This window comes from Ectobacillus sp. JY-23 (assembly GCF_023022965.1).
In the GTDB taxonomy this organism is placed as follows: Bacteria; Bacillota; Bacilli; order Bacillales; family Bacillaceae_G; genus Ectobacillus.
The window spans coordinates 3,622,894-3,649,085 of sequence record NZ_CP095462.1; the positions used below are offsets into that span (position 1 = coordinate 3,622,894).

General features: G+C 44.1%; 27 protein-coding genes and 2 riboswitches. Of the genes, 20 read left to right on the forward strand and 7 right to left on the reverse strand.

All coding sequences use genetic code 11. The features are described from left to right. Positions 1 to 59 precede the first annotated feature (59 nt). Complete coding sequence (locus MUG87_RS18290) at positions 60 to 1,163, reverse strand: hypothetical protein (RefSeq protein ID WP_247084082.1); 1,104 nt, start codon at positions 1,161 to 1,163, stop codon at positions 60 to 62. A 122-nt stretch (positions 1,164 to 1,285) separates the two neighbouring features. On the opposite strand from MUG87_RS18290, the gene MUG87_RS18295 reads away from it, so the two are divergent. The 3 genes from MUG87_RS18295 to MUG87_RS18305 all read left to right on the forward strand — a co-directional run bounded on the left by MUG87_RS18295 (position 1,286) and on the right by MUG87_RS18305 (position 3,045). Further along, a complete protein-coding gene (locus tag MUG87_RS18295) occupies positions 1,286 to 1,951 on the forward strand; it encodes a uridine kinase family protein (RefSeq protein ID WP_247084084.1) in 666 nt (221 codons plus the stop codon). Beyond that, a complete protein-coding gene (locus tag MUG87_RS18300) occupies positions 1,941 to 2,459 on the forward strand; it encodes an NUDIX hydrolase (protein ID WP_281503658.1) in 519 nt (172 codons plus the stop codon). The genes MUG87_RS18295 and MUG87_RS18300 overlap by 11 nt, the downstream gene beginning before the upstream one ends. Positions 2,460 to 2,547: 88 nt before the next feature. Beyond that, the gene (locus MUG87_RS18305; protein WP_247084088.1) at positions 2,548 to 3,045 is read left to right on the forward strand and encodes a DinB family protein; all 498 of its coding nucleotides are present in this window, start codon (positions 2,548 to 2,550) and stop codon (positions 3,043 to 3,045) included. Positions 3,046 to 3,236: 191 nt separating this feature from the next. Here MUG87_RS18305 and MUG87_RS18310 read toward each other — a convergent pair whose 3' ends face one another. Beyond that, positions 3,237 to 4,079 carry a TVP38/TMEM64 family protein gene (locus tag MUG87_RS18310; protein WP_247084089.1) on the reverse strand — a complete coding sequence of 281 codons (843 nt, stop codon included), beginning with the start codon at positions 4,077 to 4,079 and terminating at the stop codon, positions 3,237 to 3,239. A 279-nt stretch (positions 4,080 to 4,358) separates the two neighbouring features. Further along, a complete protein-coding gene (locus MUG87_RS18315) occupies positions 4,359 to 5,450 on the reverse strand; it encodes a low temperature requirement protein A (RefSeq protein WP_247084090.1) in 1,092 nt (363 codons plus the stop codon). Positions 5,451 to 5,638: 188 nt separating this feature from the next. On the opposite strand from MUG87_RS18315, the gene MUG87_RS18320 reads away from it, so the two are divergent. The 3 genes from MUG87_RS18320 (at position 5,639) to MUG87_RS18330 (ending at position 7,850) form a co-directional block, all read left to right on the forward strand. Further along, positions 5,639 to 6,193: an NADPH-dependent FMN reductase gene (locus MUG87_RS18320; RefSeq protein WP_247084091.1), complete on the forward strand. Its 555-nt coding sequence runs from the start codon at positions 5,639 to 5,641 to the stop codon at positions 6,191 to 6,193. Between the two features lie 225 nt (positions 6,194 to 6,418). Beyond that, entirely contained in the window at positions 6,419 to 6,862 is a 444-nt protein-coding gene (locus tag MUG87_RS18325) for a MarR family winged helix-turn-helix transcriptional regulator (protein WP_247084092.1), read from the forward strand. A 13-nt stretch (positions 6,863 to 6,875) separates the two neighbouring features. Further along, entirely contained in the window at positions 6,876 to 7,850 is a 975-nt protein-coding gene (locus MUG87_RS18330; protein ID WP_247084093.1) for a ring-cleaving dioxygenase, read from the forward strand. A gap of 107 nt (positions 7,851 to 7,957) precedes the next feature. Here the strand turns inward: MUG87_RS18330 and MUG87_RS18335 are convergent, their stop codons facing one another. Continuing rightward, complete coding sequence (locus MUG87_RS18335) at positions 7,958 to 8,653, reverse strand: DUF421 domain-containing protein (RefSeq protein ID WP_247084094.1); 696 nt, start codon at positions 8,651 to 8,653, stop codon at positions 7,958 to 7,960. Between the two features lie 272 nt (positions 8,654 to 8,925). On the opposite strand from MUG87_RS18335, the gene MUG87_RS18340 reads away from it, so the two are divergent. The 5 genes from MUG87_RS18340 (at position 8,926) to MUG87_RS18360 (ending at position 12,251) form a co-directional block, all read left to right on the forward strand. After that, entirely contained in the window at positions 8,926 to 9,471 is a 546-nt protein-coding gene (locus MUG87_RS18340; RefSeq protein ID WP_247084095.1) for a dihydrofolate reductase family protein, read from the forward strand. Positions 9,472 to 9,730: 259 nt separating this feature from the next. Then, the gene (locus tag MUG87_RS18345; RefSeq protein ID WP_247084096.1) at positions 9,731 to 10,258 is read left to right on the forward strand and encodes a ferritin; all 528 of its coding nucleotides are present in this window, start codon (positions 9,731 to 9,733) and stop codon (positions 10,256 to 10,258) included. Positions 10,259 to 10,448: 190 nt separating this feature from the next. Then, positions 10,449 to 11,210, forward strand: a complete 762-nt coding sequence (locus MUG87_RS18350; RefSeq protein WP_247084097.1) for an NUDIX domain-containing protein — start codon at positions 10,449 to 10,451, stop codon at positions 11,208 to 11,210. Positions 11,211 to 11,227: 17 nt separating this feature from the next. After that, complete coding sequence (locus MUG87_RS18355; RefSeq protein WP_247084098.1) at positions 11,228 to 11,662, forward strand: GNAT family N-acetyltransferase; 435 nt, start codon at positions 11,228 to 11,230, stop codon at positions 11,660 to 11,662. Positions 11,663 to 11,687: 25 nt separating this feature from the next. Further along, positions 11,688 to 12,251, forward strand: a complete 564-nt coding sequence (locus MUG87_RS18360) for an AAA family ATPase (RefSeq protein ID WP_247084099.1) — start codon at positions 11,688 to 11,690, stop codon at positions 12,249 to 12,251. Here the strand turns inward: MUG87_RS18360 and MUG87_RS18365 are convergent. After that, a complete protein-coding gene (locus MUG87_RS18365; protein WP_247084100.1) occupies positions 12,248 to 13,165 on the reverse strand; it encodes a LysR family transcriptional regulator in 918 nt (305 codons plus the stop codon). The two genes, MUG87_RS18360 and MUG87_RS18365, sit on opposite strands and share 4 nt — an antisense overlap. A 131-nt stretch (positions 13,166 to 13,296) precedes the next feature. Here MUG87_RS18365 and MUG87_RS18370 point away from each other — a divergent pair, with 131 nt between their 5' ends. From MUG87_RS18370 to MUG87_RS18385, 4 genes are all read left to right on the forward strand, one after another. Beyond that, on the forward strand, positions 13,297 to 15,285 hold the full coding sequence (locus tag MUG87_RS18370) for a YhgE/Pip domain-containing protein (RefSeq protein ID WP_247084101.1): 1,989 nt from the start codon (positions 13,297 to 13,299) through the stop codon (positions 15,283 to 15,285). A 385-nt stretch (positions 15,286 to 15,670) separates the two neighbouring features. Then, entirely contained in the window at positions 15,671 to 16,468 is a 798-nt protein-coding gene (locus tag MUG87_RS18375) for a phosphotransferase (protein WP_247084102.1), read from the forward strand. Between the two features lie 101 nt (positions 16,469 to 16,569). After that, positions 16,570 to 16,752, forward strand: a riboswitch (Lysine riboswitch). Positions 16,753 to 16,950: 198 nt separating this feature from the next. Then, positions 16,951 to 18,213, forward strand: a complete 1,263-nt coding sequence (locus MUG87_RS18380) for a dicarboxylate/amino acid:cation symporter (RefSeq protein WP_247084103.1) — start codon at positions 16,951 to 16,953, stop codon at positions 18,211 to 18,213. Between the two features lie 301 nt (positions 18,214 to 18,514). Beyond that, positions 18,515 to 19,753: a threonine synthase gene (locus MUG87_RS18385; protein WP_247084104.1), complete on the forward strand. Its 1,239-nt coding sequence runs from the start codon at positions 18,515 to 18,517 to the stop codon at positions 19,751 to 19,753. 55 nt (positions 19,754 to 19,808) lie between these two features. Here MUG87_RS18385 and MUG87_RS18390 read toward each other — a convergent pair whose 3' ends face one another. After that, positions 19,809 to 20,978, reverse strand: coding sequence for a M20 peptidase aminoacylase family protein (locus MUG87_RS18390; protein WP_247084105.1), 1,170 nt, complete (start codon positions 20,976 to 20,978; stop codon positions 19,809 to 19,811). A 143-nt stretch (positions 20,979 to 21,121) separates the two neighbouring features. Next, complete coding sequence (locus MUG87_RS18395; RefSeq protein WP_247084106.1) at positions 21,122 to 22,126, reverse strand: LLM class flavin-dependent oxidoreductase; 1,005 nt, start codon at positions 22,124 to 22,126, stop codon at positions 21,122 to 21,124. A 295-nt stretch (positions 22,127 to 22,421) separates the two neighbouring features. Continuing rightward, positions 22,422 to 22,525: riboswitch (SAM riboswitch) on the forward strand. A gap of 275 nt (positions 22,526 to 22,800) precedes the next feature. Between MUG87_RS18395 and MUG87_RS18400 the strand changes: the two genes are divergently transcribed. From MUG87_RS18400 to MUG87_RS18420, 5 genes are all read left to right on the forward strand, one after another. Next, entirely contained in the window at positions 22,801 to 23,163 is a 363-nt protein-coding gene (locus tag MUG87_RS18400; RefSeq protein ID WP_247084107.1) for a hypothetical protein, read from the forward strand. Between the two features lie 143 nt (positions 23,164 to 23,306). Next, positions 23,307 to 23,846 (forward strand): NADPH-dependent FMN reductase, encoded by a 540-nt coding sequence (ssuE, locus tag MUG87_RS18405; RefSeq protein WP_247084109.1) that lies wholly within the window; start codon positions 23,307 to 23,309, stop codon positions 23,844 to 23,846. A gap of 60 nt (positions 23,847 to 23,906) precedes the next feature. After that, positions 23,907 to 25,250, forward strand: a complete 1,344-nt coding sequence (locus MUG87_RS18410) for an LLM class flavin-dependent oxidoreductase (RefSeq protein ID WP_247084111.1) — start codon at positions 23,907 to 23,909, stop codon at positions 25,248 to 25,250. 27 nt (positions 25,251 to 25,277) lie between these two features. Then, entirely contained in the window at positions 25,278 to 25,787 is a 510-nt protein-coding gene (locus MUG87_RS18415; RefSeq protein ID WP_247084112.1) for a GNAT family N-acetyltransferase, read from the forward strand. Positions 25,788 to 25,904: 117 nt separating this feature from the next. After that, positions 25,905 to 26,165, forward strand: a complete 261-nt coding sequence (locus MUG87_RS18420) for a glutaredoxin family protein (protein WP_247084113.1) — start codon at positions 25,905 to 25,907, stop codon at positions 26,163 to 26,165. Positions 26,166 to 26,192 lie beyond the last annotated feature (27 nt).

Genomic DNA, 26,192 nt, shown 5'->3' on the forward strand with positions numbered 1-26,192 from the left:
GTTTCATCGTGATTTTATCAATCTGTAGTAAGGGCCCAAACCAGGCCCTTACTCTTTTTCTAACGTGCGGTTACCTCAAACTTATCATCAGAAGGACTTGCGGTATATTGCCCTGCATTTTGATACCATCGGTTACTGGAGTTCATCATCGTTTGGATGCGCGTCGTGGATGTAGCTGCCGAAGGTCCATAAAGTCCCGTGGCTGCGCCGCTTTTCGTTTCAGCAGGGGCCGCAAATCCCATGGAGTAGAAGTACCAGTCTCTTGCCGCACCGTGCTTACCAGCTTGGTCGAGAGATGAAATATACCATGGCTTCAGCTCGGCGAACGCGGTAAGTAGGCTCATGCCGTTGTTGCTGTCACCGATGCCAAGGTCAGTGATGCCGCTCGATTTGTATTGCTCAACTACTACACCTTTTGTTTTTAGGTGGGTTACATATTCCCGGCACAGCTCGCCGGTCCATTTGCCGCCTATATAGCTTTTCGCATCCTTCGACCAGAACGGATCAAGCATCGCGACGCGTTTCGGTCTTAGGTTGGCCGGAACGGTTCCGGCATCGACTTGGTCGCTAATTAACTTGGCGCTGTTTGTGACCATTTGACTGCCAAGTGAATGTCCCGCCAAGCGGACCTCGCTGCCGCTAAAGCCCTGCATTGCTTGTTTATACGTATTCACAAATAATTGCGCCGCTGACACAGTCGGTGCGCCGCTTGTGCTGTATGTACCGTCTTTTTTGCGCCAGCGCATCCCCTGCGGTCCGGTCGCTGTCCAAATTTTTGCCTCGGCATCCTTTACCTCGGCTTCATCAGCGAGCTGATTCCAATAGAAAATACCGATATTCCAGCCCTTAGATACCCAATAGTCGACCGTATTAACGTCCGGACCATTTACCAGATCATTTCGCTTTGGATTAAAGGTTTCCCGGTGTAAAGACAGCGTGCTGTCTTTTTGCCAGCCGTGTATGTAGATGACAGTCGGCTTGGTTGGGGTAAAGTAGTTATTGGCCTGCCCGGCGACAAACTTTTGCGAAATATTGCCAGAGCCGAACCAATAGATGCCAGTATCCAGTGTTTGCCCATCATAGGCAGCGGCGGCAGAAGGAACAAATGGAACAATCACAAACAACAATAGGAAACTCATAACAAGATGGCGCGCTTTTTTCAAGTAATCAACCCTCCATATGCAATGTGTGCTACACTATTTACTATGACTGTAAAGTTGGAATATTCGGTATTTAAAGAAATGTAAATGAGCTGTAATGTCTGTAAGAAAAGGGAGGGATTCACATGGAGAAACTAATAAAACAAATTATGAGCTGGCTTTCTACAACGAATGAACGCATTATCATCGGCATCTCTGGCCACGGCGCTGCGGGGAAAACAACCTTTGCCGCCAAGCTGCTTCAGCAGCTTGGACGAGAGAATGTCAACTACATCAATACCGACCCCTATATCGTAAGCTCGGACATTCGCAAGCGAGCGATGATCGACTATATCTATGAAGGAAACCCGCATCGTGATAAAATGACGGCCTGTCATCCGGGTGCACATCATGTGCCTTCGTTAGGACGAGATGTTCAGATGGTGCGGGACGGCTTAGATTGGATGACGATTGATACGCATTACCTGCCAAGTCAGCTCATTTCTGCCAAGAAGCGAATTACGATTGTGGAAGGCATGAGCATGGCATTTCTTACTCCAGCTTTGTTTGACCTGAAAATTTATTTCTACACAGACGGCGACACAGAGCTGATGAGACGATTGAAGCGGGACGTGACGGAGCGAGGCAGCGATATGGCATACTTACAACGATCACACCAGGAGCGCCGCATACAATATGAGGTGTTTATGCATTCCTACAGCGAAGTGTTTGATGTGGTTGTGAAAACGGTTGGCGACACGATATACATAGAAAAAGATATCTTTTTTACTCGTGGCAGTGATGAAATATGATAAGGAGAAAGATATATTGAAAGATCCTATAAAAAATTTTCATCGTGCCTTTGGGGTATATGGTATATGTCTGGAGGACGACAAAATGGTAGTTATACATAAAAATGGTGGGCCTTATATTCATCTTTATGATTTGCCAGGTGGTAGTCTAGAGGAATATGAGAGTTTGTCGGATGCGGTAAAAAGAGAGTTTCTTGAAGAAACGGGCCTCGAGATAGAAATCGTAAAGAAATTAGGTGTTGTTGATTTTATGCTATCATCTGATTGGAGAGGTTCTACGCAGGTACATCATATCTGTGTGTACTTTTTAGTTAAGAAGGTGGGCGGTCAACTAACAATTCCAAACCAATTTGAAGGGCAAGACTCCTTGGGTGCATTATGGGTGACAGAGCATGAGGTATCTATGGAAAACGCGTCACCCTTGGTGCTACAAGCATTTGAATGGGTAAAAAAAGGGGAACTTCATGCAGATGTAGAACTGTTTGAGGATTGGAAGGTAAACAGGTAAGGGCAGACTCTCGATTCGAGTAGGGAGATGCACTATATCAAAGCTGTTAGCTTTGTGTTTAACTTAAAACAGTGAGGAGGTTGGTTGTATGCAAGCTGTAACCAACGTGTTTTTAGAACAACTAGACATGCATTGCCATAAGAATGATTGGTTTGCCTCCATAGATCAGGCGCTTGATGGTGTCAGCGCAGCTGAGGCAGCATGGACAAGCTCAGGAATTAGTAATTCCATTTGGCAAATTGTCAACCACTTGATATTTTGGAATGAAGATGTAATTCACCGAATCAAGGGCACGGAGAATCCGCATCAGGCAGCAGACAATGAAGAAACCTTTGGAAATCCAGGGAGTCCAGAAGACGAAATTGGTTGGAATCGGACAGTAGAGCGCCTTAAGGAAGTTATGCATACATTAAAAACGGTCATTGCGAACCTTGACGATGAAAAGTTAAAAATGCCGTATGCAGCTAACAGGTACTCGATTGAGCGTTTACTTAGCCATATCATGATGCACGATACGTATCATCTCGGCCAAATTGTTCTGCTCCGAAAGCTGCAGTCCTCTTGGGGCGGCATTGATTGGTCCTAAAAAGCATTAACATTGTGCAGAGCGTTTCATTTTCTATGATGAAACGGGTGGAGTGTATGATGCAAATAAACGAGAACATATTTACAAAGCAATTTTTTGTATATTTTATTGTGGAACAGTCAAGCGCTTTTCTTATATAGGAAGGCGTCTTGTTTTATTGACAACATATTTAGGGATTGAGCGTAAACGAGCTATTTAAAAACCTTTTTTACAATCCATGTCATACTCATAACCAATAGAACAGCTAAAGAAGTAAATACTGTAAGCTGGAAAGCCGATAAAGAGAAGGCTTCGGCTATTTTAGTAGAATAAGCTAAAGAGAAGCTTGTGATTGCTTTTGAGAGTATGGCGATTAAAAGGAATCTTCTCACCTTTACACCACTAATACCTGCGCCAGCACAGATGACCTCATCAGGTAGAATAGGAATAACAAATAGAACGATCAGTATGAGCACTTCGTTTTTTTCCAAGAACTGATGATACTGCTGCAATTGCTTTTCATTCACTAGCCTTTTTACCAATTTCATACCGCCTATGCGTGATATGAAAAACATCGTCACAATTCCTGCAACAGATCCCAAAAAGCCTAAGAAAAAAGCAGTGAATGACCCTAAGACTGTGCTTCCGGCAACGACGGTTACCGCCTCAGGTAATGGCAATATAAGGGGCTGAGCAAAACAAATGGCGAAATACATAAGTTTTGCGAATGACATATGTTCTCTAAAAATGGTTTCCAATCCTTTAGCATCCGTTATGACAATAAAGCTGCTAATTAAATAGGTAAGAAAAACAGCAATCACTGCTACAAAGAAGTAAATAGAGATAATTCTAAACAGGTTATATAAAGCATTTTGTTTAAGAATAAAAGCTATGAGAGCAAAGAGTGATATGCCACTTACAAAAATAATACCTATCATTTTATACACCGGCAGCAGTGTGGGTAACCATTTAACTAAAATAATGAGTGGAATCACCAAAAAGAATATCTGTGCAAATAATGTGTAAAAGAAACTGAAGTGATTTCTTAGCTGCATATTTTTTCTCCCCGTATTTCAATTCTAAGTAGCGCTAGCTTTGTAGTTTTTCCATTCATAGGGTTCAACTGCCTTCACGCTGCTATACACATTATGAAAAATAATTCTTAAAAATAGCTCTGGTATTTTCTTAACAATCCTTAATTTTTTACATAAAAACCTGTAAAGAGATCCTGATGGCAAAATGCGCATTTCATACGCTAATGCATGCTGCGACAGATAAAAGTCACGTGATATAAACAGGAAAAGACCGCAAAGCTAAGTGCTTTGCGGCTTATTTTAGGTTGTTGTCACCTTCGCATACAGCATAAAAAACACCACCAACTCAGCTAGTACTCCAATATAAGGAACGACGATGAGTATGTTTAGTGCGAACAGCGCGATAAGCAGTCCCAAAAAGCCGCCGAGATGATATAGAGTTAGGCGGTGCTCCTTTCGTCTGTAGTAATGAAATACAACGGTTGTTGCTAGAAAGTACATCAGGACAGAGCCAAAAACAAAGCATACCGCGAATACGTAGTGAACCTCCTGTAAAAACATGAGCTTAATGGAGGCGGCAATCATGCTGAGGGACATGAGAATAAAGAGATGTCCGTAGATGATGCTTTGTCCGGCTCGCCGCAGGGTTTTGTTTACCTTCTTTTCGACATTATCAAAGTACTGCCACCACATGGCGATAATCAGCAGAAAGGAGCTTATGGAAAATAGGATAGAGCGCCAGTCTCCTTTTTGCGGCTCTAGGACAGACAGAATGCTGACGACCGATTCGCCGAATAGAATGAGTGTTAAGAGGGCGAACCGCTCCAAGAGATGACCGGTATGTGTTGGCACTTTCTTTAAGTGCTTACGACCCAGCATAGGAATGATAATGTCGATTAGAATTCCGGCATACAGCACGACATAGCGAATCCAAGGGGCACAAAACAAAGATAGCAACGAGATGATGATGCCAATCCAGAAGTAGGTTCCTAAAAAGACAGCCACTTCTCGTCTGTCGCCTGTTTCTGTGCGGCTTGCCACCAGGTATTGTACCGCAGTCATTACGCGTAAACCGATATAGCCGATGAGAAAGGGTACATAATAGCTGTCAAAATTGACGGATAGACTGGCAGTCATCACAAGCACAAACAGCATTTGAATCATCATGAACAATCTATGATGCACAAGATCCTGGCCGAAGCGGTTGGTAAACATCGTTTGACCAGTCCAGGCCCACCAAATGGGGATGAACATGAGCACAAATTTAAAGAGGTGCTCAAACGGGACCTGCGCCGCCTTAACGTGCAGCAATACATGAGTGACAGTAGCAACGGCTGCCACAAACAATAAATCATAAAACAGCTCAAGCCAGGTGACTTTTTTCTCTTCCATGAACGTCGTCCTTTCTGTTGACAGATTTTCAGTTTATCTATAAACTAAAAGCATAAATCAGTTTATTTATAAACTGATTGTAGCAGAAGAAGCATTCATCGTAAATCCTTAGTTGCATGTGAAGGAAAGTCGTATGTGCGTGACCAGTTGAATAGCATATAAAGAGTATAAAGCGAGGGGGAGCGGTTATGACCAAGCATATGGGTGTAATTTGTGGCAGTTTACGAAAAAACTCGTATAATCGTACGATTGGAGAAGCTGTAATCGAAATGGATGATTCCGCTGCGTTCCATTGGATTGAAATACAGGACTTGCCGCTTTTCAATGAAGATTTGGAAGCTGATTTGCCGGAGGCGGTCACTGCCTTCACAAACGCACTGCGAGCGGTGGACGGTGTTATCATACTCACGCCGGAATACAATTCAGGCATGCCAGGAGCACTAAAAAATGCGCTGGACTGGGCATCGCGGCCGCCAAGAGCATCGGTGATGAACCAAAAGCCAGTTGGCATCATCGGCGCCACGCCGGGCGGATTCGGGACAGCCTTTGCGCAAATGCAGCTTCGACAAGTGCTTGAAGCGATGCAGGCTCGTGTGTTTCCGTTGCAAAAGGTGTACATCTCACAGGTGCATGAGAAGGTGGATATACACGAAAGAGAACTAAAGGATGAAAAAACAAAGCAATACCTCCAGCAGTACGTGAAGAGCTTTGCGAATTGGCTGGATACAATCACAACAAAATAAACGTTGTTTATATGGTTGTGTTAAAGCCCAATGCTAATCATTGCACGTATTGATTGAAAGGGGGAGACGCCCGCGGAAAGCGCCCCCCTTAACAGAAATCAACAACCAGCTTTAAAAGAGCTATTTATATAGAATAAACCTGTTGGTATATGTCGATGTTGTCATTTGACACCCTATCAGTTTATCTATAAACTTTAGGTAACTATAACTGAATTAGGTGATCGGATGAAGCATAACCAAGAGGAGCCGCTGTTATCAAAGCAGGAAGAACGTTTAGGGCTGATGCTGTGGTTTCGTTTATCGAGACTGTACAACCAAAGCATTCGGGAGTCAAATCAGCATCTTAAAGAATGGAATTTGACCGCTGCACAGTTTGATGTACTAGTGCAGGTTGGTTCTTCGAAACGCTTGTCTCAGCAGGAGCTGGCGGACAAATTATTTGTGACAAAAGGAAATATGACGCAGGTGCTAAGCAGGATGGAGGAGATGGGCCTCATTCGGCGCGAGCAGGAGTGGAAGACGAAGTATTTGTCTTTGACCGACAAGGGGCAGGCGCTGTTTGACAACGTAGTTCCTGTGCAGGAACAATTTCAGGCAGCGCAATTTTCTAAATTAGACCGAGAGGAAAGAAGACAGCTGCTTCATTTGCTTGGTAAGCTGCAAAAATAAGGAGGGCATTTGTATGGAATTTAAGGGGATTCATCACGTATCAGCATTAACCGCAAAGGCACCTGAGAACTTTGCGTTTTATACAAAGGTCATGGGACTGCGTTTGGTAAAGAAAACAGTAAATCAGGATGATCCATCGGTGTATCATTTGTTTTACGGCGATGAAAAAGGAAATCCAGGTACGGAATTGACGTTTTTTGAAATTCCGATGCTTGGGCATATGTATGAGGGAACAAACAGTATTTCCGGTGTGTCGCTGCGTGTTCCAAGCGATGAAGCGCTTGTGTATTGGAAGAAGCGTTTTGCGGAGTTTGGTGTGACGCACGAAGAGATTAAAGAGCGAGCAGGACGCAAAACGCTGGCGTTTAAAGATTTTGAAGGACAACGTCTGCTGCTTGTGTCTGATGAAAACAATACAGGTGTACCAGGTGGTGTCGCTTGGGAAAAGAGTCCGGTGCCAGTGGAGTACGGTATTGTCGGTTTAGGACCGGTGATACTGACAGTGCGCGATGCGGCAGCGACTGCCGGCCTTCTTACAGAAGTGATGGGCTTCCGTAAAAAAGGAGCCTATCCATCCTTCGCCGCAGGACAGCCTGATATTTTAGTATTTGAAACGGGTGAAGGTGGCACCGGTGCTGAGGTTCATGTGGAGGAACGAAACGATCTGCCAGTGGAACGTCCGGGCCGCGGCAGCGTGCATCACGTCGCCTTCCGCGTGGCGGATGAAGAGGAGCTGCGCCAATGGATTCAGCGCATTGGGGAAGCGAACTATCCGAACTCCGGGTTTGTAAATCGCTTTTACTTTTACTCCCTGTATTTTAAAGAGCCAAACGGCATTTTGTTTGAACTAGCAACGGACGGCCCAGGCTTTGACACAGATGAAGACATCCACTCTTTAGGGGAATCCCTTGCATTGCCGCCGTTTTTAGAGCCAAAGCGAGCGCAGATTGAGAGCTGGCTGAAGCCGCTAGATACGAAAATGGAATAGTTATTAGTAAGAGAAAAATCAAAAAGCCTGTAACAGCTTCGTGTTATCGAAGCTGTTACAGGCTTTATCTTGTTTCATGGTTAGGGAGAAGGCTTGAAAGCTGTTATTTAAAACCGTGTCAGCCGCAGTCCTTTATTTCTCTCCCATTCTGCATACATGACATCCTTATACTGCTTAATTCCTTTTTTGGCAAGCTGTTGTTTTAGCCATGCCTCACTGTGACCGGATTCTTGGAGATTATTAGGAATCAATTCGCCATCGAGTATAAGTGCAATGGGCAGAAACACATCCTGATGCTTCAGATGGAGATCCTGCTTGGTAGCTGGACTGTATTCGTGCTTCGGAGCTACACTGATTTTTCCGTCCACCTCTAAAATGACATACTCAGCTTCATATATAGAAAAAAAACCTTGGAGCCGTAATAAGTGCTGGAGTTGATTTAAATCTAATTTATTTTTCTTTAACTCTTTATAAACAATTTCCCCTTTATTGATAAGCAGTGTTGGTTTTCCTTCCATAAGCTTACGAAGAGGGTATGATTTTAGCGTTACAAACTCGATGGTATAAATCAGCAACCCCCAGATAAAAATACTATACAATATTTCCCGCAATCCTGCGCTTTCTTCAAATACTGCATCTCCCACAATATTTCCTAGAACGAGCGCTGTAATAAAGTCAAAGGGAGTAATTTGCGCGAATTGAATTTTTCCTAACACCTTCAGCATGATCAAAAGCGCAACAAATCCGCCGATTAACTCGATAGCCATATCTTTATACAAAGGAAATCCACCCTTTACCAGCATTTTTGTAGTTCATCGTATCAAGCAATCATGTAATGAAACAATCTAGCTAATAGTTTCCAAACGAACAGTTTCTTTCCTTTCATAGTATTGACAAATGAGACGCTTCATTATGTAACAATCCTATGCTTTTCCGCTTGAACGAGGCGAGATAATAAGTGCCGCGCTTGTTACGTTGTATGAATGCGAGACACATAATAAAGCTGTTAAAAAGGAAAATCGCTCTGTTTAAAGAAATAATAATTGTTTGACAAACCAAACTAAGGGAGAATCACATGAGAAAAATCATTGTCTCAATGTACTTGTCGCTAGATGGCGTGATGGAAGAGCCGGCTTGGACTGCACCATACTTCAATGAAGAAATAGCAAAGTTTCAATCTGACTTACTGTTTGAAAGCGAAGCTCTTTTGCTTGGACGTGTCACGTATCAAGGCTTTGCAGCTGCTTGGCCTTCCATGACGGATGAAGAAGGGTTTGCTGCTAAGATGAACAGCATGCCTAAATTTGTAGCTTCGACAACGTTAAAAGAAGTAGAGTGGCAGGCAAATCTAATTGAGGGTAATGTTGTAGAAGAAATCGGAAGGTTAAAGGAACAGTCCGGTCAGAGCCTTTTAGTTTACGGCAGTGGTGATCTTATCCAAACATTGCTGCAGCACGACCTTATTGATGAATATCACGTTATGATTCATCCTGTGATTGTAGGACATGGCAAACGTCTTTTTCAAAACGGCATCGATACAAAGGCTTTTCAACTCATGCAAACAAAAACGACCAGCTCAGGCGTCGTTATTCTTTCTTATCAACTAGACAAAAGCAAATAAGTCTTGCCTCATGTTCTATTAACCAAAACTAGCATCAAATGACTGCATATATCGAAGTGAAAAGCCTTTTAGGAGGCTTTTTTCTTTGTGTTCGCTTTACCCTGGAACAGCGCCTTAACTGCTCGTAGCAAGCGAACTCACGTGACGGAAAGCAACAATCGAATCAATTCGAAACATAAGAATGTATGAAATTACTACTATAAAAGTGCATAAACGAGTATGAATAGATAGGAGAGCACGGAATGGGGGAGAGAACAGCATGCCTAATGAACAAATGGAACAGCTCATCAATAATCTTATTCAAATTGAACATGTATCATCCACTTTGTATTTAGCCATGTCAAACTATATGAATAAGCTAAACTTCAAGGGGATGGGGACGTGGCTTCGGCTGCAGTCAGAGGAGGAAAGACTGCATATGCTAAAGCTCATGGATTACCTGGTGAATCGCGGCGGAACAGTCGAACTAAAGGCTGTACCAGCGCAGCCAACCGAGTACGGCACGCCGTTAGAAACATTTCAAAAGGTGCTAGAGCACGAACAGTTTGTCACGAATTCCTATCGCCAAGCGTATGACTATGTGAATAAAATGAACAATGATCAACAAACCTTGATTATCATCCAAGAGTTTTTAAAGGAACAGGTAGACGAAGAGGCGCAATCTCAAACGATTGTCGACCGCTTAAAATTAGCGCAAAACAACCCGGCAGCAGTGCTACTGCTAGATCAAGAATTAGGGCAAAGGCAGCCTGCACCAGCACCTGGGGCAGCTGCGGCTGGGGGATAAGGGCGTACGAGAAACAGAGAAAGAGGATAGATATCTCACATATCTATCCTCTTCCTATTGTAGCGGGTGTTTAGTTTTATCTACCTAGATTCAGCTTAAAGATGCCAAAGCCAGCGCTGTCTGTTGTATTGGTAATTTTCCAAAAAAACAATCAATTTATGATATGATTTGAAAAGAGGGGGGCGATTGTATGCTGTATAGAAGAAAAACGTATAACATTCAACCTGAAAAGCTAAATGACTTCAACGATTTTTTTCACACCTACCTATATCCGAACCAAATCAAACACGGCGCAAAGCTGATCGGGCGCTGGGTAAACGAAGCGCAGGATGAGATTGTGGCAATGTGGGCGTATCGTGATAAGCAGCAGTATGAGGAGATTGAACGTAACGTAAAAAGCAGTGATTTACATAAAATGGCGCAGGAAAAGCGCAAAGAGCTGGGCGCGTTGTATATCGAAAGCAGGCAGGAGTTCTTCACCGCCACGACCTATTGCCCGCCACAGCACATCGTCGCAGTCAGCGCTTATATTACGAACGAAGCGGGTGAGGTGCTGCTTGTTCGGAATCTGCACCGCGCGGATACGATGGAGATGCCAGGCGGACAAGTAGAGGAAGGAGAAACGCTAGAGTCGGCAATTCGCCGGGAGGTGCTGGAGGAAACAGGTGTACAGGTGCGATTGCACGGCATTACGGGCATCTATCAAAACCTTTCAAGCGGTGTTGTGTGCGTCGTATTTCGCGGCGCGTACGAAGCGGGTGAAGCGCGTCCCGCAGCCGGAGAAACGTCTGAGGCATTGTTTGTCAAGCCGGAAGAAGCAGAGAAGCTCATTACACGTGAGCAGTTTCTGGTACGGCTGCGTGATGCAAGAGCCGGCCATTTTATCCCGCACGAAGCATTTCGAGTTCGTCCGTATGAGCTTGTCAGTCAGTTTGAGGTGAAGCAGGAATAACAAGGAGGAGAAATCGTATGCAAATTACAGAACAGTGGACGCAGGAAGACCGGGAGTACATTCGCACGAAGTTAATTGAATACAATCTTTCTCAGCTTCCTGAGGAAGTAAATCATCCGATGAAGCCTATTAGCTTTTTGCTCCGAGATGAGCAGGATCAAATTGTAGGCGGTATTACAGGGACCATGTTTTGGCAATGTATGCATGTTGACTTTTTGTGGCTAGAAGAAGCGCTGCGCGGCAAAGGATATGGCAAGCAGCTGCTAGCAAAAATGGAGGAGGCAGCAAAAGAGCACAGCTGCCGACTTATCCAGCTTGATACGTTCAGCTTTCAGGCACCGGATTTTTATCAGCGCAATGGCTATGAGGTCATTGGGATTGTAGATGGGCATCCAACAGAGCTGCATAAGCGTTATTATTTGGTGAAGCGATTAGAAGGTGAGAGAGCGTAAGAATTATGAAAAAGCGAGGTACCTTATGAAACGACTAGCCGTAATCACGGTCGGCAAAACACATAGCGGTAAAACAACATTTGCGCGCAGGCTGGAAAAGGAGCTTCCGAACGCGGTCGTGATGGACCAGGACAACCAGGCGGCATTTTTGCATACATACTATGAGCGTCTTATGCCGCAGGAGGGACCTAACGTGATTAAGCATGCACTCTCGCAGCTGCTTGTGGAGTATGCGAAAACGCAGACCGATGCGCATATCATTGTATGCAATGCGAACCGCAGCCAAAATGCTAGAAAAACATTGCTAGAGGACGTGTTTCCGCCTGCGCAATTCGTACGGATTTTGGTCCATTTTGCTATACCGGATGAAGTGCTGCATGAAAGAGTACAAGAAAGCACGCGTAGCACGACCATTATGAGAGGGCCGTATACGACGTTTGCCGAGGTGCTTGCGAAGCAGCAGGCACAGCCTGAGATAGATCCAGCAGAAGGAGAAGCGGATTATTTGTTTGTACTGCAGCATACAGATGAAGTGCCTATTGTAATAGAAGAAGTTGTAGCTTTATCAAGAAAAAGTCTCCGCGCTTAGTGCGGAGACTTTTTTGATAGCTGCTGCAGGCGAAGCGCTACTTTAGCAAAGTAGTCGGTGACAAACGAACGGAACTCCGTGGCAACGGGCGAGAGGTAACGGCGCTTGGACCAGCCGATGCCTATCGTACGCTGACAGGTTGGGTGCGTGATGCGGATGCGATTAGGAAACGAGCTTTCGTCGCGTACCCAGGAGATGCCGGGTACAAAGGCGACGCCAAGCCCTTGCTGGACGAGGTCGCGGATGACACCGGGTTCGTCTCCTTCAAAGGCAATTTGCGGTGTAAAGCCCGCTTGTGAACAAAAGCTGTCGGTAAGGTTGCGGAAGCCGTACCCTGTGTTCATACTGACGAATCGTTCATTACGCACTTCATCGAGCCTAATTCTTTCTCGCTTAGCAAGATGATGTCCGGGCGGAACAATCAAAAAAATCTCCTCTGTAATGAGCGGCTCCCAAATAACATCCTCACCAATCATCGGTACGGAGGAAATGCAAAAGTCAATTTCAGCCTGTGTAAGCAGGTGTTCCATAGAGGAAGCACCCTCTAAGAATTGCTGAAAGCGGGCGTTGGGGTGCAGCTGTAAAAAGGAGCCCAATAAATCCGGCAGCACTCTGGGAATAGAAACAGCAAGAACAATGGTGTTTTGGACATGCTCCGTAAGAGCCAGTACCTCTCGTTTGCCTTCCTGTAGTTCATTGAACACATTATTCACACGAGCTAGAAACAGCTTGCCATAGGCGTTTAGGCGTATATGCCGATTTTGCCGGTCAAACAACGGAACACCAAGATCTTCTTCAAGGCGGGCAATGGTTTTACTTAAAGAGGGCTGCGCAATCTGTAGCTCCTTAGCGGCCTTTGTCATATGCTCCAAGCGTGCAACCGTGCGAAAGTATTCGAGCTGTAGTAATTCCATCGTGATCTCTTCCTTTATCTATTTTCTTTCTATTATAGCCTGAAAGCTATGAATATATATGAAATTATGTATTATACAATATCAAATATCGAGCGTATGATAGATAGAGTGTAGAGAAAGGAGTGAGCTGCATGAAGGGCTTACAACTCGTCGGACGAGATATAAAAGCGATGTGGAAGCACAGGCGCGGCAAAGTTGCGCTTATTTTTCTTTGTATCGTACCGCTTATTTATTCAGGCTTTTTCTTGGCGGGCTATTGGAATCCGTATGGTCGCCTGGATCATTTGCCTGTAGCCGTGGTGAACTTAGATCAAGGTGTGGTTAAGGACGGTGCAGCGATCGAAGCTGGACGCGATTTTACGGACGAGCTTAAGAAAAACAAAGAACTGGATTTTCGCTTTGTGTCCAAAAGCGCGGCGGATCAGGGACTGAAGGATGGCAAGTATTATATGGTTGTGACGGTGCCTCAGGATTTTTCACAGCATGTGGGCACACTGCTGGGGGAGAAGCCAGAGCCGGCAAACTTGTTGTATACCATTAATCCTGGCAAAAACTATGTGGCGGCACAAATCAGCAGCACAGCGATTGAAAAAATGAAAACGAAGGTGGCAAACGGCATTACTAAATCGTATGCCGACGGTGTGCTTTCAAAGTTTCAGGAAGTAGCGAAGGGATTTGAGGAAGCAGGAGACGGTGCCGATCGACTTGGCGCCGGAACGAACGATGCTAAGGAAGGTGCAGCGCGGTTATCCGAGGGCATCGGTAAGCTTGACGCAGGCGTTCAAGGCGTGAAAGCGGGCAGTGATACACTGCTTGAAAAGCAGCCGCAATTAACACAGGGGGCGGCACGCGTTACAGCAGGTACGGAGCAGCTAGAAGCGGGAACGGAGCAGCTGGCAGCCGGTGCACAGACTCTCGGCAACGGCATGAATGAGCTTGCTGAGCGCACGCAGGCCTGGACGGCAGGAAGTGAGAAGCAGCTGCAAGAACAAACGCAGCTGGCAAGCGACGCGGCGGCTATGGATAAGCAGCTGCAGGCCTATATGGCAAGTCATCCGGAGGCGCGTCAGGAAGCTGCTTTTCAGCAAATCGCAGCAATGTCGGCTAGCCTGGCTTCAGGTGCAGATCAACTGCAAAGCAGCGAAAAAGAGCTGGCGCAGGGAGCCCGTAACGTATCTGCGGAACAAGCGCGCCTTGCAAGCGGCATAACGCAGCTAGGTGGTAAGCTGAACGAGGCAGCAGCAGGCGCTAAGCAGTTGGCAGACGGCGCCACACAGCTGCAAGGTGGTGTAGAGGCGTGGGGCAACGGTTTTACAGTCCTTCATACGGGGATTACCAAGCTAGCAAGCGGCGGTGCGGCACTGTCTGACGGTACCGCAAGCTTGACAAGTGGGTTAGGTCGTTTAACAGACGGTACAGCGCAGCTATCTGATCAGCTGCATGCTGCCGCGCAGCAAACAGCGGCTGTTCGGAGCGATGACGCAAGCTCTGCTATGTTTGCAGAGCCAGTGCGACTTGTAGAAACAAAGCTCTCTCATGTGCCAAACTATGGCGTAGGCATTGCGCCGTATTTCTTATCGTTGGCCTTTTATGTGGGCGGCATTATGTCAGCCAACATTTTATCGCTTGGAAAGAGACAGGATATGCAGGTTAGCGGTACAACACATGTAATTAACAAGTTAGGGCTTGTATACACGATCGGCCTCATACAGGCGTTCATTGTGGATGCCGTTATCTTATTCGGATTTCACATGAAGGTGGCCAGCGTGCCGCTGTTTATCCTGTCGAGCATCACGGTGTCATTTACCTTTATGACATTTATTTTTATGCTGATTACGTTGTTTGGCTTTGTTGGAAAATTTGCGGCGGTCACGCTGTTGGTGCTGCAGCTATCAACAAGCGGCGGTACCTTCCCGGGCGAGCTTAACGCACCGATCTTGCGGGAAATCGGGCAGATGCTGCCAATGGCACATTCTCTGCGCGGTCTGCAGGATGTAATCACGCTTGGAGATTGGTCGCAGCTGCGCGTACAGCTATTCATCTTGCTTGGCTATCTGTTAGGTGCGGCTACCATCGCATGGATTGCGAGCTATTTACAGCATAAGCCAGCGCGGCAATAAGAAAAAGACGATGCACTCCGCATCGTCTTTTTTGCTGCTTTAGTGACACCGCGGGGATGAGAGTAAGGAAGAGGCTTACGGATTTTGAAAATTCCCTTTATTTATTTGGATGTTTATGGTAACCTATAAATGAGAGATGTAATGAGAGGGGAATCGATACTACATATGTGGATTAACTTGAAATGATGATGAAACTAGATAGAGACAATTGCAGTCCTTAAATCAGGGTACGTGTGTTTGTCGATCTCAAAATCATTCAAGGGACACATGATGTGGACAATGCTATTCCCATTGCCAAGCAGATACCTTTGTATATCTGTTTTTTTTATGGGCAAATATACATCTCGATACACAATGATTGCGTCCCTAACTAGGGGGAATTGTAATGAACAGCCAGTACGAAAACGAAGAAAAGCTAACAGGGGGAAATGTCTCAAGCGTCTATCGCGCAGGAAATACTGTTCGGCGAGAATGGAAGCCTGATAGTGTTAGGATTCACACATTGCTCAAACACCTGGAAAGCAAAGGGCTAGATGGTGTGCCAAGATTTTTAGGGATTGATGAAAAAGGGAGAGAGGTCTTATCCTTTATTAAAGGAGAAGCAGGCAACTACCCGTTGAAAACATACATGTGGTCAGATAAGGCATTACAAAAAATCGCCAGCCTGCTTCGTCGCTATCATGATGCGGTGCGCGATTTTCCAATAGAAGAAGATTGGCAGCCGCTTGATAACACGCCGCAGCCATTTGAAGTGATCTGTCATAATGATTTTGCCATCTACAACATTATTTTTCAGAATGAAACACCAGTAGGGTTTATTGATTTTGATATGGCTGCGCCGGGGCCAAGACTTTGGGATATCGTCTATGCCCTTTACACCTGCGTTCCTTTAAGCCGGCTGTATCATACAGAAGCAGGCGAGGCTGTATATTATGACGCGGCAAAGGATGCCGAGCGAATTAAAAAGCGGGTTGCCTTGTTTTTTGATTCCTATGGTATGAAGGGCATAGAAAAAGGGTGTTTAGAAATGGTATTGCTGCGCGTAGAAGCCTTATGCAAAACCATGCAAAGGAAAGCCAGTGAAGGCGATAAGGCATTTCAAAAAATGATTGACGAAGGCCATTATGATCACTATCAAGAAGAAATTGCATTCATTCGCAAGCATGGAAAAGAGTGGCTGTAACCGAGCGGGTGCACTTGCCTGCTGGGGACGTATTTATTCTCCTTGACGTAAAAATAGATTCGTGATTATAATATCGTATACAAATAAATATTATTTTACTCTCTGAAGATAGAGGTGCATCATATCAAGAGTAGCTTGCTGGAGATGAATGGGATCGATGAAAGCAAGTGAAAGGGATTGTATGCCGAAGTATAGGATATCCATGCTATCGCTTATACTGGGTCAGTATTGAATAAGTGCTGAACTGTCACAAATAGATATATTTGTGGGGAGCTGTTAAAGAGATGTTGATGCTTAAAAAACGAGCTATTATTATTTTAGGATGATATAAATGATAATTGTTTTCAAAAACGCGTGAACATCACTTCGCGCGTTTTTTTATGTTTTGCGAATGCATCTCCATGTTCATGCGCCATCATATGGCGCATGAAGCACACAACAGGAACGGAGCTCTCAGAGAGTAGAATGGAGGGGGTTTTACCATGATAAGCAATGTATTTAAAAATTACAAATCATCGTTTATTTTGCTGTTTGCAATCCTGCTTGGAGGAATTATCGGCTATATTGCTGGGCCGAAAGCATCTATCGTTAAACCGCTGGGAGATGTATTCCTTAATCTCATGTTTATGATTATCGTGCCGCTTGTATTTTTCAGTGTATCGTCGGCCATTGCGAACATGAACGGAATGAAGCGTCTTGGCAAAATTATGTCGAGCACCGCTCTTGTATTTGTTGCGACAGCGATCGTTGCTGCGGTTCTTGGCATGTTTGGGGCATCTATTTACAACCCTATTCATAATACGGATGTTTCCGGCATCAAGGAATTGATGGCTGGCACACAGCAAGGGGATGAGGACGTTTCGCTCATGAACCAGCTTGTTCTCACGTTTACTGTCTCTGACTTTTCAGATCTGTTTTCTAAATCTCACATTTTACAGCTCATTATTTTTTCTGTATTGTTTGGCACTGCAACGGCTCTGGCTGGTGAAAAAGGCCGTCCAATTGCGAGCTTTTTGGCTTCTGGGCAAGAGGTAGCTATGAAGTTTGTCCACATTGTGATGTACTATGCGCCAATTGGACTGGGCTGTTATTTCGCTTCAGTCGTTGGTGAGCTGGGGCCGCAAATTCTCCAGGGCTACGGTAGAGCATTTTTACTGTATCTTGTGATTACGCTTGTATATTACTTCGGCTTTTTTACCTTGTATGCCTGGATTGCTGGTCGAAAAGAAGGCGTGAAATTATTTTGGAAGCATGCCGCAGCTCCTTCTATTACGGCAGTTGCGACTTGCTCTTCAGCCGCATCAATTCCGGTCAACCTGGCAGCGACAAAAAAGATGGGCGTGCCGCAGGATATCGCAGAAACGGTCATCCCATTGGGTGCGAATACACATAAAGACGGTTCCGTTATCGGTGGTATTTTAAAAATCGTATTTTTGTTCAGCTTATTTGGAAAAGACATGACTTCTTTTACAAGCATCGTCAGCATTCTTGCGGTGGCCTTTTTAGTAGGGGCTGTGATGGGGGCCATTCCAGGGGGCGGCATGATCGGTGAGATGCTGATTATCTCTATCTACGGATTCTCTCCGGAAGTGCTACCGATTATCGCGGTCATTTCGACCATCATTGATGCGCCTGCAACCCTGCTAAACAGCACAGGAAATACAGTCTCAGCCATGCTGGTTACCCGCTTTGTGGAAGGAAAAGATTGGATTAAAAAAGCCGTCACACGTAGTCAGGCGGCATAATATACACATTTAGGCTGTGGAGAAGGTTTCTCTACAGCCTGTTTTATCCTGGTCTTCAGCTTAAACTAAGCGGAGCCTGCTAGGAAAACAGTAGACTTTTATCATATACAGACAATTATGTTTACTTTTCCTATATGTTTAATTATAATTTCGTATTATATAAGGGTTGTTTTTGTAGAATGGAATCGTACAAATAACAAAATCGTGCTGACCAGAAAAACTGGAGGCGGCTTTTTCCTATGTGTAACTAGGTGAAGCCGTCTCTTTTTTGTTTCATCAGCTCATCACAGGGGGAATGACTATGAGATATAGCTATGTATCACACTTGCTTTGCCCAACATGCAATACGGAATATAGTACGGCGCACCAGCAACAGCTGTGTGCGTGCGGCTCTCCGCTACTCGTACAATATGACTTAGAAACGTTAAAGCATAAGCTCTCTCCGCAGGATTTAATAGGAAGAGAAGGAAGTCTGTGGAGATATCATGAATTGCTGCCGGTTGAGCGTCCGGAGCATGTTGTATCTATGGGAGAAGGTATGACACCCTTGCTTTCGATGCCTAGACTAGGGGCGGATATGGAGATTCGCCAGCTGTATATGAAAGATGAGGGTGTTATACCGACGGGCACATTTAAAGCACGTGGGGCGGCAGTCGGCGTTTCAAAAGCTAAGGAGCTTGGTGTGAAGGAACTGGCGATGCCGACAAATGGAAACGCCGGTGCAGCTTGGTCCTTGTATGCCGCGCGAGCAGGTATTAAAGCTACTATTGTTATGCCGACCGATGCACCAAGCATTACAAGAAAAGAGTGCGTTGCCGCAGATGCCAACCTGCTGCTTGTAAACGGATTGATTAGTGATGCCGGTAAAATCGTAGGAAAAGCGGTAAAACATGGGGAGATGTTTGATGCATCTACGCTAAAAGAGCCTTATCGCATAGAAGGCAAAAAAACAATGGGTCTTGAGATTGCAGAACAGCTGCATTGGAAACTGCCTGATGTCATCTTATATCCTACAGGCGGAGGAGTAGGCCTTATTGGTATCTATAAAGCCTTGCGAGAGCTACAGGAGCTTGGATGGGTAACGGGCAAGCTGCCTAGATTAGTAGCTGTACAAGCGGAAGGATGCGCCCCAATTGTAAAAGCATGGCAAGAAGGAAAGGCAGTTTCTGCGTTTTGGGAAAGCTCTTCCACGATCGCCTTCGGTATTAACGTGCCAAAAGCACTTGGTGATTTTCTTGTGCTAGAAGCGCTGTACGCCACAAATGGATGTGCCGTTGCGGTCAAGGATGACGAAATCTTGGCGGAGGTAAGGACAGTGGCGTCACTCGAAGGAACCTTTGTTTGCCCGGAAGGAGCGGCTGTATTTGTTGCGGCTCGTCAATTGAGAAAAGACGGATGGATTGGACCGGACGAAACAGTAATTGCTTTGAATACCGGGGCAGGAATCAAATACCCTAATACCATTACGGCGGATGTGCCAATTTTACAGCCTGATGATGAAATAGATGCTGTATCACGTAAAATGAACATGCGTACTTAAGCCATAACACATAAAAAGGTCCTTAACTGCTCAAGGTTAAGGACCTTTTCAGGTATTATCGGTCTTTACTCATTGTCTGTAATGTATCTATCGCCAATGTAGCAAAGTATTGCGCGCTAAGAGGTAAAGCGCGTTCATCTACCGTAAATGCGGGATGGTGCCATTCCTCTGTTCCGGATGTACCCATAAATACGAAGGAGCCAGGAATGTCTTTTTGATAAAAAGCGAAATCCTCTCCTGCCATGGATGGCGTAGCTTCAACTATGGTCAAACCTGTCTTTTCAGCGGCTTGAACGGCAAGCGTTGTCAGCTGGGCATCGTTTTGTACGGGAGGAGGACCTGCATACCAATGCAGCTTTGCTTGTGCACCGTATGCATTTGCCGTACCATCCATTACTCGCCGAATCATTGTAGGAATAGTAGCGCGAACTTTTTCATCAAATGTACGAACAGTACCTTCTAACATAGCGTTTGCCGGGATAACATTCCAAGTTGTGCCAGCATGTACATTTGCGACACTAATGACCGCGTGCTGGAACGGGCTAAGGTTACGGCTGACAATAGATTGTAGCGCGATGACAATATGAGAAGCGGCAACAATGGGATCAATACCAGCATCAGGAACTGCTGCGTGAGTGCCCATTCCTTGCACCTCAATCTCAAATCGATCTACACCAGACATTAAGGCCCCCTGTTTAATACCTATCGTTCCTACCGGTAAATCAGGCTTGTTGTGCATACCGAAAATGGCTTGCACATCTGTTAATAAACCTGCAGATATTACTTTTTTGGCACCGCCACCATTTTCTTCAGCAGGCTGAAAAATAAATCGTACAGTACCCTTCAATGCATGTTCTTTTTGTTTCAGCAAGTATGCAGCACCAATCATTGCCGCTGTATGAAAGTCATGACCGCAAGCGTGCATCTTTCCGGGGATTTTAGAAGCGAAAGGTAAACCACTTTGCTCGTTAACAGGCAAAGCATCAATATCGGCGCGTAAGGCAATGATTGGCCCCTCTGTATCACCCGATATTTCTGCAATGAGCCCTGTTTGTAATTCTGTTTCCAAAATAGTAATATTCGCCTCCTCTAAACATTGGCGTATATATTTTGTAGTCTCAAATTCCTCGTTGGAAAGTTCGGGATACTGGTGTAAATGTCGTCGAATAGCTACTAGCTTTTCTTCAAGATTGCTTAAGGTTGTTGTGGGAAGTGGAGCTTTCATTATCATCAGTCCTTTCGGGTAATTCTTATAACTGGGTTTAATCAGATATCTATGTTGAGAAAAGCAGATATTCCTATAAGATTCGAATATCAATGTTTATAGGAATATACTAATTTCTTAGCAAGGTAAAGGTGGTAGAAACTTTATCTTGGAATAAGCTCTGAAAAAGCATCTTTTAATATTTTGTAGGAATAAAGACGTTTGTTGAAATCTTTAATGGGGGTTGTAATGATAAACTCTTCCAAATGATATGTTTGTTGAAGTGTTAATAATGTATTACGTACAGTCTCTTGAGAACCATGAATAATATTAGCATCGTGAATGGTAATCGTATAATTTTCTCCAGCCTGTTTCCCGTACTCCTCCGCTTTTTCCACGCTTGGAAGAGTTAATGTCTTTCCGCTTTCGAGATGGATTTTGACGATTTTTGCATCAGCAGCCAACTCTTTAGCTTCTTCGTCCGTATCTGTTACGATAAGAGAGACTGCCAGAATAGAATGGGGCGTGCCTTTTTCCATATTAAAATTCTTCTGATAGGTTTTAAATGCTTCGGCAATGGTATTTTCATCGCTGTTGATAAATTGCGCGAATACATAAGAGAAGCCTAAGTTTGCTGCTACACTTGCACTAGATGTACTCGCTCCGAGCAAGTAAATGTGCAAAGGATATCGAGGAATGGGCTGCGCTTTTAAACCATGTAGAGGATGAGTTGGCTCCAACTTGTCATGAAGAAATTGTTCTAACTCTATTAGTTTTTCAAATAGAGGCCTCATATCATTTCCTTGTTGCAAAGCTTTTGTAGAATGTGGTAGTCCCCCTGGCGCTCTCCCAATTCCTAAATCGACACGATTAGGAGCCAGTGATTCGAGGACATGAAAATTTTCTGCCACTTTGTATGGACTGTAATGCTGCAGCATAACGCCTCCAGAGCCAATTCGAATTCGCTCGGTTTTTGCTAATAAGTGTGAAATTAAAACTTCGGGAGAAGAGCCGGCAACTTGATCTGAGTCGTGATGCTCGGATACCCAAAAACGATGATATCCCCATTTTTCCGCTTCTTGTGCAAGAAGAATGGTTCGTTGAAAGGCTTGAAGCGCCGTTTCGTTATCGTAAATCGGACTTTGATCTAAAATACTTAATCGTAACATGCAAGCAGTCCCTTCCGTTATCAATTGAAATACACTTTAATCCCTATAAAACCTGTAGGAATAATTAGGTGCTATTCTAACAGAACGGGTAAAAAAAGAAAAGCATATATTTGTTTGAAGAAGGAAGGCTATGGACTGAAACGTATGAGACATATAACTTTGACTAAACAATAAAGTTTTAAAAAATTAAAAAATTAAAAAAATTGTTGACATTCGCTTTCTAGGATTATATATTTTAGTAAATCCTCGAGAAACCGAGGAGAGTTACATAAAGCCAATTGAATAGTGGACGTAATTCTTATCAAGAGAGGTGGAGGGACTGGCCCGAAGAAACCTCGGCAAAAGACTTTTAAAGTACTGTGCCAATTCCAGCGGGTCATATAACCCGAAAGATAAGAAGAGATCTTACATAGGGGACTCTTCTTATCGTATTGATACAGAAGAGTCTTTATTTTTAGCTTCTTCATCAATAACGACACTTTGTTTGTAAATCTTATATTACCTATAAGTAAAATTGGACATAACTTTTTTGTGAGGTACTATAATAGTTCATATATTGTAGTGAAATGTGGCTAACCGGTCCACCGGAAGCTCTTGGTATAAAGTAGCGATACTTGTGCTAAGAGCTTTTTTTATATAGGTGAGTAATTATGTAAGAAAGGAGGCAGTTGTGTATGAAGCGTCGTGCGAATGCATCCGACAGTAAATCACAAACAAAAAAGAGCAACCCTCTTGAGAAAAGTCAATACCTACACCTTCCTGATGTCCACTTTTTTCATTGGTGTAACCATCGCTATAAGCTGAACAAATCAGTATACAACACAATTGATAAATGGTTTTATAGCAGCGGTGTACATAATATTCTGTATCGCCGTACCTACATTGTGGCCTTCTTGCATTTTGTAAGAGAAACGGAGTCAGAGCCGGAAGAACAAAAATTTGTGCGATTTGGGAATGGAGGGCTGGTAAAAAAACTGATGGAATTTGAAGCAGGTCTGGCTACAAAAATAAAATTCGGCAACGAATATTTTGAATAATTCGCTTCAAATTAGCCTAAAATCATAGTTTACAGATGTGTTTAGTTAGTTTTAGGGTTTGAGAATAATAAAGCCGATTGGACCACCAAAGGCTCCTGTATATGACAGGGGCCTTATTGTGTTCAAATGTGAGGAGGAGAACGATGACAAACATTATATTGATTTCTGGAGGCGTTTCAAATAACTCTAGAACATCTCAGGTCATTCACTATGTTGCTACTTTGATTCAAGCGCAGGGAAGAAGCACCAAAAGCTTTGCAATACGTGATTTTGAAGCAGAGGACTTAATCTATGGAAATTTTCAAAGCCCCCAAGTTACAGAGCTTATCAAACACATTGAAGAAGCCAGTGCGATTGTAATTGCAACTCCCATTTATAAAGGATCCTACACAGGGGCTTTGAAAACGGTTCTTGATTTGCTGCCATCCAATATCTTAAGAGGCAAGGTTGTTCTCCCCATTGTTGTAGGAGGTACAGCAAAGCATGTATTGAGTCTTGAATTCAGTCTTAAGCCTTTACTTAGTATTCTGGGATCTGAACAAATTCTTTCGGGTGTTTTCGTTTTAGATTCTTATGTGCTAGAAAATCAGGTGACTGACGATGATACAGCTAAACGACTTAGCAACTCTGTCGAAAAGCTATTGGCTGAGCGAAATGTCACATCTGGTGAAGCAAGAAGGTGAGGAAAAGATAGCTTTGTTGTTTATAACTCGTTTGTAATCAGTTAAGAAGGAGGCGTTGAAGTGGTAAGTAAACGAAAACTTAAATTGGGAACAATGCTTCATGGACCAGGAGGACATATAGCCGCATGGCGACATCCAAATGCTGTAGCGGATGCAAGTGTAAATTTCGCATTCTATAAACAACTCGTAGAAAAAGCTGAATCAGGAAAATTTGACTTGGCCTTTGTAGCTGATGGCTTATATATCACTGAGAAATCGCATCCAAACTTTTTAAACCGTTTTGAGCCGATCACGTTATTGGCCGCTTTGGCGGGAGCAAGCTCTCATATAGGGTTAGTGGGCACTCTTTCTACTTCCTATAGTGAGCCTTATACGGTCGCAAGGCAATTTGCTTCCATCGATAAGATTAGCAAGGGCCGAGCAGGGTGGAATGCAGTCACCTCTCCTTTGGAGGGATCAGCTTTGAACTATAGTAAGGATAAGCATCCTGCACATGAACTTCGCTATGAAATTGCAGAAGAGTTCATTGAAGTGACAAAAGGATTATGGGATTCGTGGGAGGATGATGCTTTTATTCGAGATAAAGATAAAGGGATTTTCATTGATTCAAAAAAAATGCATCGATTAAATCATAAAGGAAAGTTTTTTTCCATTCAAGGACCACTGAATATTGCCAGGTCTGAGCAAGGGCACCCCGTCGTTTTTCAAGCTGGTTCTTCAGAAGCTGGCAAAGAGCTAGCAGCAAAGCAAGCGGATGCCGTATTTACAGGTCATGACAATATAGAAGAAGCGAAGCGTTTTTATCAGGATGTGAAAAGTAGAGCAATCTCTTATGGAAGAGCCGCCACAGATATTCTTATTTTTCCAGGAATCAGTCCTATCGTAGGAAGAACGGAAGAGGAGGCGGACCGAAAGTATCAAGAGATTGCTAGTTTAGTAGATATTCATATAGCTCTGGACTATTTGGGACGCTTTTTCGATCACTTTGATTTTTCTCGATATCCACTGGATGAAGCGTTCCCTGACTTGGGGGATTTAGGAAGTCAAGGGTTTCAGAGTACCACAGAAAAAATCAAGCGGATGGCCAAAGAAGAAGATTTAACCCTACGTGAAGTTGCTTTACGAGTCACCACGCCAAAGAAAGAGTTTATAGGTACACCGCTTCAAATTGCGGATGCAGTGCAAAGGTGGTTTGAAGAAGAAGCTGCTGATGGTTTTATGATTGCGAGTGCGGTGTTCCCTGATGGTTTGAATGATTTTGTGGATTATGTGGTTCCTATTTTGCAAGAACGCGGTTTATTCAGAACGGAATACGAACATGATACGCTACGAGGAAACTTGGGACTAAAGAAGCCTGTAAATCGCTATACACGGCAAAGGGAAGAAAGTAAGATCAACAGCTGAACAAATTTAGTAAACGGAGGGGTAAATATGGGGGAAAGATACCGGTTGGCCACCTTGGATGACGCTGAGGAGCTGCTGCATGTTACGTTGCGCGCTTATGAGCCAATCAGAGAGCTGGGCATTCAATTTCCGGCGGCAACCGCCGACCTAGAGTTAGTAAAGCACAACATTGAAAATCATGATTGCTACGTCTTAGAGAAAGATGGTGTCATTGCAGCCACTCTTTCCGTGAGAGCATTTGAAGAGGTGACGGATTTGCCGTGCGTTTGGTGGTTTGCTGTAGATCCCATCTACAAAAAACAGGGACTGGGTTCAAAGATCTTAACTTACGTTGAGGAAGTGATTATTAGAGATACATTAAAAGCTTCAGCTGTAGCGTTAGGAACATCCGATAAGCATCCGTGGTTGATTTCAATGTATGAAAGAAAAGGATATGAACGATTTTATGAAGTGGATTATGGGGAGCATGGAAAAGGTGTATTTTTAAGAAAAGTCTTACGACCAGAATTGTTTGTAGCTGAAGCTAAACAGCAGTAAGTAACCGGCACAGGAAGGGGGAACAGAAAATTAGGCCAGGAATCGTTCCCTCTTTTGGCATATGAAACAGATATATTATAGAAGAAACTCGATTACAGGAGAGGAGGAGTCCAGTTAATGTCAGAAACAAAAACAATCGTTGTTTGGAGCAGAACAGGTTGCCATCATTGCGATGAAATCAAAGCATATTTGCAAGCAAACAAATATGCCTATGAGCTTGTTGATATAGAAGGGCGAGATTACCTCAGAGATATTCTGGAGCTGAAGTATGGTGTTCGATATGTGCCGGTTGTTGAGATTGGAGCAAATGGAAGATTTGAGGCGGTGCTGGAAAAAGACTATAAGCGTATCGAAGAGCTTGTAGAAAGGAACGCTTAAGGCGTACAAATTACAAAAACATGATAA